Origin of the sequence: Acidiphilium sp. PM, from assembly GCF_000219295.1 — a bacterium.
In the GTDB taxonomy this organism is placed as follows: domain Bacteria; phylum Pseudomonadota; class Alphaproteobacteria; order Acetobacterales; family Acetobacteraceae; genus Acidiphilium; species Acidiphilium multivorum.
This window is the reverse complement of the sequence record NZ_AFPR01000163.1, coordinates 1-5,364: the sequence shown is the minus strand read 5'-3', so window position 1 is coordinate 5,364 and position 5,364 is coordinate 1. Positions and strand designations below refer to the sequence as shown.

General features: G+C 73.3%; 8 protein-coding genes. 2 read left to right on the top strand and 6 right to left on the bottom strand.

Annotation, left to right across the window (positions count from 1 at the left end):
* The 4 genes from APM_RS08050 to APM_RS08035 form a co-directional block, all read right to left on the bottom strand.
* A partial coding sequence (locus tag APM_RS08050) for a metal ABC transporter permease (RefSeq protein WP_007422869.1) occupies positions 1-269 on the bottom strand: 269 nt, incomplete at its 3' end.
* 1 nt (position 270) lies between these two features.
* Positions 271-1,110 carry a metal ABC transporter permease gene (locus APM_RS08045; RefSeq protein WP_039888084.1) on the bottom strand — a complete coding sequence of 280 codons (840 nt, stop codon included), beginning with the start codon at positions 1,108-1,110 and terminating at the stop codon, positions 271-273.
* A gap of 9 nt (positions 1,111-1,119) precedes the next feature.
* The gene (locus APM_RS08040; RefSeq protein WP_007422867.1) at positions 1,120-1,935 is read right to left on the bottom strand and encodes a metal ABC transporter ATP-binding protein; all 816 of its coding nucleotides are present in this window, start codon (positions 1,933-1,935) and stop codon (positions 1,120-1,122) included.
* Positions 1,932-2,852, bottom strand: a complete 921-nt coding sequence (locus tag APM_RS08035) for a metal ABC transporter solute-binding protein, Zn/Mn family (protein ID WP_007422866.1) — start codon at positions 2,850-2,852, stop codon at positions 1,932-1,934. The genes APM_RS08040 and APM_RS08035 overlap by 4 nt, the downstream gene beginning before the upstream one ends.
* A 127-nt stretch (positions 2,853-2,979) precedes the next feature.
* Between APM_RS08035 and APM_RS08030 the strand changes: the two genes are divergently transcribed.
* Both APM_RS08030 and APM_RS08025 read left to right on the top strand, forming a co-directional pair.
* Entirely contained in the window at positions 2,980-3,210 is a 231-nt protein-coding gene (locus APM_RS08030; protein WP_007422865.1) for a tautomerase family protein, read from the top strand.
* Positions 3,207-3,743, top strand: coding sequence for a DUF4232 domain-containing protein (locus APM_RS08025; RefSeq protein ID WP_007422864.1), 537 nt, complete (start codon positions 3,207-3,209; stop codon positions 3,741-3,743). Before APM_RS08030 ends, APM_RS08025 begins: the two co-directional genes overlap by 4 nt.
* Here the strand turns inward: APM_RS08025 and APM_RS08020 are convergent.
* Together APM_RS08020 and APM_RS08015 are read right to left on the bottom strand one after the other, a co-directional pair.
* Positions 3,712-4,986 carry a glycerate kinase gene (locus APM_RS08020; RefSeq protein ID WP_007422863.1) on the bottom strand — a complete coding sequence of 425 codons (1,275 nt, stop codon included), beginning with the start codon at positions 4,984-4,986 and terminating at the stop codon, positions 3,712-3,714. The two genes, APM_RS08025 and APM_RS08020, sit on opposite strands and share 32 nt — an antisense overlap.
* Before the next feature lie 107 nt (positions 4,987-5,093).
* The coding region (locus tag APM_RS08015; RefSeq protein ID WP_007422862.1) for a heme-dependent oxidative N-demethylase subunit alpha family protein at positions 5,094-5,364 on the bottom strand (271 nt) is incomplete at its 5' end.

Sequence of the window (5,364 nt, the reverse complement as noted above, 5' to 3'; positions counted from 1 at the left end):
ACCAAAGTCAGCGCCGTCGCCACCTCGGGCCGGCCGCGCCGACCGAGCGCCCAGATCGCGACCACGCCGGCGAGCCCGAACCCCGCAACCCCGGCGGAGGGCGCGATGCCGAGCAGCACCGCCGCCGCCGCCCCCGGAAACGTGCCGAGCGGCAGCGCATGGGCGGCGAAGGAGGCGCCGCGCAGCACCACGAAAAACCCCACGACCCCCGCCGTGACCGCGACGATGAGGCCCGCCGCCCAGGCGTTGAGCATGAAGGCGGAAAACATCTCAGCGCCGCGCCCGCGCGACGAGCCCCGCGGCGGCATAGGCAACGACGACCAGCGCCACCACGAAGAAACTCACCGGCCAGCCATGCCGCCCGCCCCAGCCGTAACTTTCATAGGCCAGCGCGATTCCGCCCCAGCTCGCGCCGATGCCGATCGCCGCCGCCAGCGCCACCGCCCCCGGCAGGGTGCGCGCCGCCCGCAGCCCCGCCGAAGCCGGGCCGATCAGCAGCGCGGTCGCCAGCACCGCCCCCACACTCATCGCCGCGAGCCCCACCGCCAGCGCCAGCACGGCGAGATGCGCGAACCCGACGAGCTGCACCCGAACCCCCCGGCTCGCCGCGAGATCGGGGCCGATCGCGATCAGCGCCAGCGGCCGCGCCAGGGCGGCCATCGCCGCCAGCGCCGCCGCCGCGCAGAGGGCGGCCGGCAGCACCATCCCCGGCGGGATCGCGAACATCGAGCCGAACATCACAGTGCTCGCCGCACCGCCGGCGCCGCTCATCGTCGCGTCGAGATACAGGAACAGCGCCGCAAGCCCGAGTCCGGCGCCCAGCACCACGCCGCTCGCCAGATCCCGCTCGGCGATCCGCCGCCCGCCGGCCAGCGCCATCGCCGCCGCCCCGGCCAGCGCCATCGCCACGAAGCCGGCGAGCGGGCGGATGCCGAACAGCAGCGCCGCCGCCCCACCCGCGCCGGAAATATCGCCCAGCGCATGCCCGGCGAAGGCCTGCCCCCGCAGCACGGTAAACACGCCGACCACGGCGGACACCAGGGCGGCGGCAAAACTCACCGCCAGCGCCACGCCGACCGGCCCGAGGGCGGACAACCCCACCGCGCTCATGAGCAGCCCTTAGGGAATGCGTACGACATGCATCGCATCCTCGCCATGCGCGTGATCATGGTCATGGTCGTGCGGCCCGCCGCCGGCGGCAACCACCAGCACCCTCCCATGCACGCGCAGCACGTCGATATGCGCGCCATACAGCGCGCTCAGCACCGCGCCGCGCACCACCTCCGCCACCGTGCCGGCCACCGCGCGCCCCTCGGCGACATAGACGATGCGGTCCATCGCCGGCAGCAGCGGGTTCATGTCATGCGCCGACATCAGCACCGCCACCTTCGCCTCGCGGGCGAGACGGGCGAGGAGTGACACCACCTCGGCGGTACTGCGCAGATCGAGACTGGCCAGCGGCTCGTCGAGCAGCAGCACGTCGGGGCGGCGGATCAGCGCATGGGCGATCATCACCCGCTGCTGCTGCCCGCCCGAGAGGTCGCCCACCCTGCGATCGGCGAAGCCGGTAGCACCCACCGCGTCGATCATCTCATCCACCAGCGCGCGGCGGCGGCGCGAGGGCAGCGGAATGCCGAGCCGGTGCCCGTCTAGCCCGAGCGCGATCACGTCGCGCGCGCGCACCGGCATGAACCGGTCGAGCGCGATGCTCTGCGGCACATAACCCACCTGCCCGCGTCCGCCGATCGCCACGCGCCCGTCCAGCAGCGGCACGAGGCCGAGGATCGCACGCAGCAGCGTCGTCTTGCCCGAGCCGTTCGGCCCGATCAGCCCGGCGAAACTCCCCGGCGCGAGGCTGAACCCCACGCCGGACAACACCGCCCGCCCGCCATGGCCGACCGCGACACCCTCCAGCGCGAGCGCGTCCCCGCTCACCTCGCCCCCCTCACCTCGCCAGCCACGAGCGCGCTGGTGGAGGTGCCATGCGCAACCGCCCCGGTCACTGCCGCGGTCTCCGCCAGCATCCAGCCGCCGAAATGGTACCCCGCCGGCATCGTCTCATACAGCGCGACCACCGGCACCTGAGCCGCCCGCGCGGCATCGAGCATCGCCCGCGTCAGCGGGCCGATCACCTGCCGGTTATAGCCGAGAAACGACACTTCCCGCCGGCGCAGCAGCTTCTCCTGCGCGGCGATGTCCTGCGGCGCGGGATCGGTGCCGTTCATCACCGCCGCCTGCAGGCTCCAGGGTGTGGCGACCGCGATGCCCATCGCCCGGAACAGGTCATTGCCCACCGGTTCGGTCACCGCCGCGCGGATGCCGGCATGCTGCGCCCGGAACGCGCCGATCGCCGCCCGCCACGGGGCGAGCGAGGCCTCGAACGCGGCGAGGTTCCGCCGATAGACGGAAGCCCCCGCCGGGTCGATCGCCGCCAGCGCCTGCGCGATCGCCGCCGCCACTTTCGGCATCGCCGCCGGATCGTACCAGATGTGCGGGTTGCGCGTCGCATCCGGCAGGCCGAGCACGTCCTGTGCGGCGATCACATGCCGCCCCCGCGCGCTGCCCGCCGTCGCGCGGATGATCCGCCGCGCCCAGGAATCGTAACCAAGCCCGTTGAGCACCACGAGCCGCGCTGCGGCGATTCGCCGCGCCACCGCCGGGCTCGCCTCGAAGCCGTGCGGATCGGCGTTCGGATTGGTCTCGATGGCGGCAACCTCGACCCGGTCGCCACCGATCGCGGCGATCACGTCGGCATACTGGCTCTCGATCCCCACCGCCGGGATGCGACCGGCGGCGCGGGCGATCCACGGCGCAGCCACCAGCCCGGCCAGAAGTCCCCGCCGTTTCGCCATATCCCCCGGTCCTCCTGCGACCCTTCGGCAGAAATGATATGTTATATCATTCCACCGGTCCACTCCCCCCTGCCCGCACCTGACGGGCTGGTGTAGGCTGATCGCCCTCCAGAGAAGGACCCGCGCCATGCCTCATGTCATTATCAAGCTCTATGCCGGCCGCAGCGAGGCGCAGAAGCACCAGATCGCCGAGGCGGTCGCGCAGGCGGTGATGGCCTCGGCGGGGAGCAGCGAGGCTGCGGTGTCGGTCAGTATCGAAGACGTCGATCCCGAGCACTGGAACGAGAAAGTTTTCGAGCCGGACATTCGCTCCAGGGCGGAGACGCTCTACAAGAAGCCTGGCTACGAGCCGAAATGAGAGCCGCCGCCGGACTCGCCCTGCCCTTGCTGGTGGCGGGCTGCGCGCGGCCGGCGGCGGTGACGGTCTGCTCCGGCGCGCGGATCGTGGCACGCACCGATTCCGAAGGCGGCGCGTTCGACGGCATGTCGCATTCCGGCACGCTAGTGGTGCTGCGCAATCCGGGGCCGGCGCCCTGCACCCTGCCCGGCCTGCCGCGCCTCGTCTTTCTCGATGCCGCGGATCACGAGCTTCCGGTCGTCCGCCGCCCGCCCGTCGGGATGCACCCCGGCCCCGTGGTGCTGCCGGTCCGCCTTGAGGCGGGCGCTGCGGCGACGACCGCGCTGCGCTGGGTGGCCGATCCGGTCTACACCCGCAATGCCTGCATGAAGGTGGCCGCATTGCGCATCGCCTGGCCAGGCGGCGAGACGACCCTCCCGCTCGCCGCGACGATCTGTGGCCCGAAAGGTGCGGCGGCGGGCATCGCCCAGAGCCCGCTCGCCCTCGCCGGAGAAAAAACACTCAGCGGATCAGGATCGCCCGGAAATCGTTGACATTGGTGCGGGTCGGCCCGGTCACCACGAGATCGCCGAGCGGGGCGAACAGCCCGTAGCCGTCATTGTCGGCGAGGCATGACGCGGGATCGAGGCCGATCGCCCGGGCGCGGGCCAGCGTGTCCGGCGCCAGCACGGCTCCGGCATTGTCCTCGGTGCCGTCGATCCCGTCGGTATCCCCGGCAATGGCGTGAATCCCCGGCGCCCCGCCGAGGGCGACCGCGAGACCGGCGAGGAACTCCAGATTCCGCCCGCCGCGCCCACCGCCGCGCACCGTCACCGTCGTCTCCCCGCCCGAAACCAGCACACAGGGCGGGGCGAGCGGCGCGCCATGCGCGGCACAGCTCCGCGCCATTCCGGCCATCACCGCCGCCACCTCGCGCGCCTCGCCCTCGATCGCATCGCCGAGGATCAGCGGCGTCACCCCGGCCGCGCGGGCGACCGCGGCCGCCGCCTCCAGCGAGGCGAAGGGGGTGGCGATCATGATTTCGCGGGCGCGGGCAAAGGCCGGATCGCCGGGCTTCGGCGTCTCCGCCTCCGGCCGCGCCAGCCACGCGGCAACCGGTTCCGGCACCGCGATCCCGGCGCGGCGCAGGATCGCCCGCGCATCCTCCGCCGTGGTCGCGTCCGGCACGGTCGGCCCCGAGCCGATCACCGAGGGATCGTCGCCCGGCACGTCGGAAATCATCAGGGTCACGATCGCCGCCGGCGCCGCCGCGGCGGCGAGCCGCCCGCCCTTGATCGCCGAGAGATGCTTGCGCACGCAGTTCATCGCCTGGATGTTCGCACCGCTCTTCAGCAGGGCGCGGTTCACCGCCTGCTTGTCGGCCAGCGAAATCCCCGGCGCCGGCAGCGCCAGCAGCGAAGAGGCGCCGCCGGACATCAGCACGAGAACCAGATCGTCCGCGGTCAGCCCCCGCACCATCGCGAGGATGCGCGCCGCCGCCGCCTGCCCGGCCGCGTCCGGCACCGGGTGCGATGCCTCGACCACCTCGATCCGCCCGAGCGGCTTTTTGCTCCCATGCCCGTAGCGGGTGACCACGAGGCCGGACATCGGCGCTTCGTCCGGCCAGTGCGCCTCGACCGCCTCGGCCATCGCCGCCGCCGCCTTGCCGGCGCCGATCACCACGGTCCGCCCCTTCGGCGGCGGCGGCAGATGCGGCGGCACGCAGCGCGAGGGCGCGGCAGCGTCTACCGCCGCCGCGAACATGCGCCGCAACAGGTCGAGATCGCCCTCACTCATGCCGCTTTTCCTTTCCGCTCGGCCCGCAGCCACGCCGCCCGTTCCGGGCAGCAGGCTCTATCCGTCTGACAACGCGGGCATTCCGGCCCCGCCGGCCGGGCCTTGCTCTAGCGCGGCGGGGCAACCCGGTCCAGCGCGGCGAGCAGGGCGGCACGGAACGGGGCGATGCCGCGATAGGCCGCCACAGTTTCGGGCAGCCCGCGCACAGCCTCGGCCAGCGCCGCCGCGGCGCCCGGCACCGCCATCACCTCGGCCAGCGCCGCCTGCCGGGTGCGGATCGTGAACAGCACGGCCCCGCTCTCCGGCAGCCGGCTCAGCGTCTGGCGTTCGACCCGCAGATGCAGCCGCGCCGGAGCGGTGCCGGCGGTGACCGCCGGG

Excerpts from the sequence above, each read along its gene's own strand:
- APM_RS08045 (WP_039888084.1), bottom strand. The coding sequence starts at position 1,110 with ATGAGCGCGGTGGGGTTGTCCGCCCTCGGGCCGGTCGGCGTGGCGCTG.
- APM_RS08035 (WP_007422866.1), bottom strand. The coding sequence starts at position 2,852 with ATGGCGAAACGGCGGGGACTTCTGGCCGGGCTGGTGGCTGCGCCGTGG.
- APM_RS08030 (WP_007422865.1), top strand. The coding sequence starts at position 2,980 with ATGCCTCATGTCATTATCAAGCTCTATGCCGGCCGCAGCGAGGCGCAG.
- APM_RS08025 (WP_007422864.1), top strand. The coding sequence starts at position 3,207 with ATGAGAGCCGCCGCCGGACTCGCCCTGCCCTTGCTGGTGGCGGGCTGC.
- APM_RS08020 (WP_007422863.1), bottom strand. The coding sequence starts at position 4,986 with ATGAGTGAGGGCGATCTCGACCTGTTGCGGCGCATGTTCGCGGCGGCG.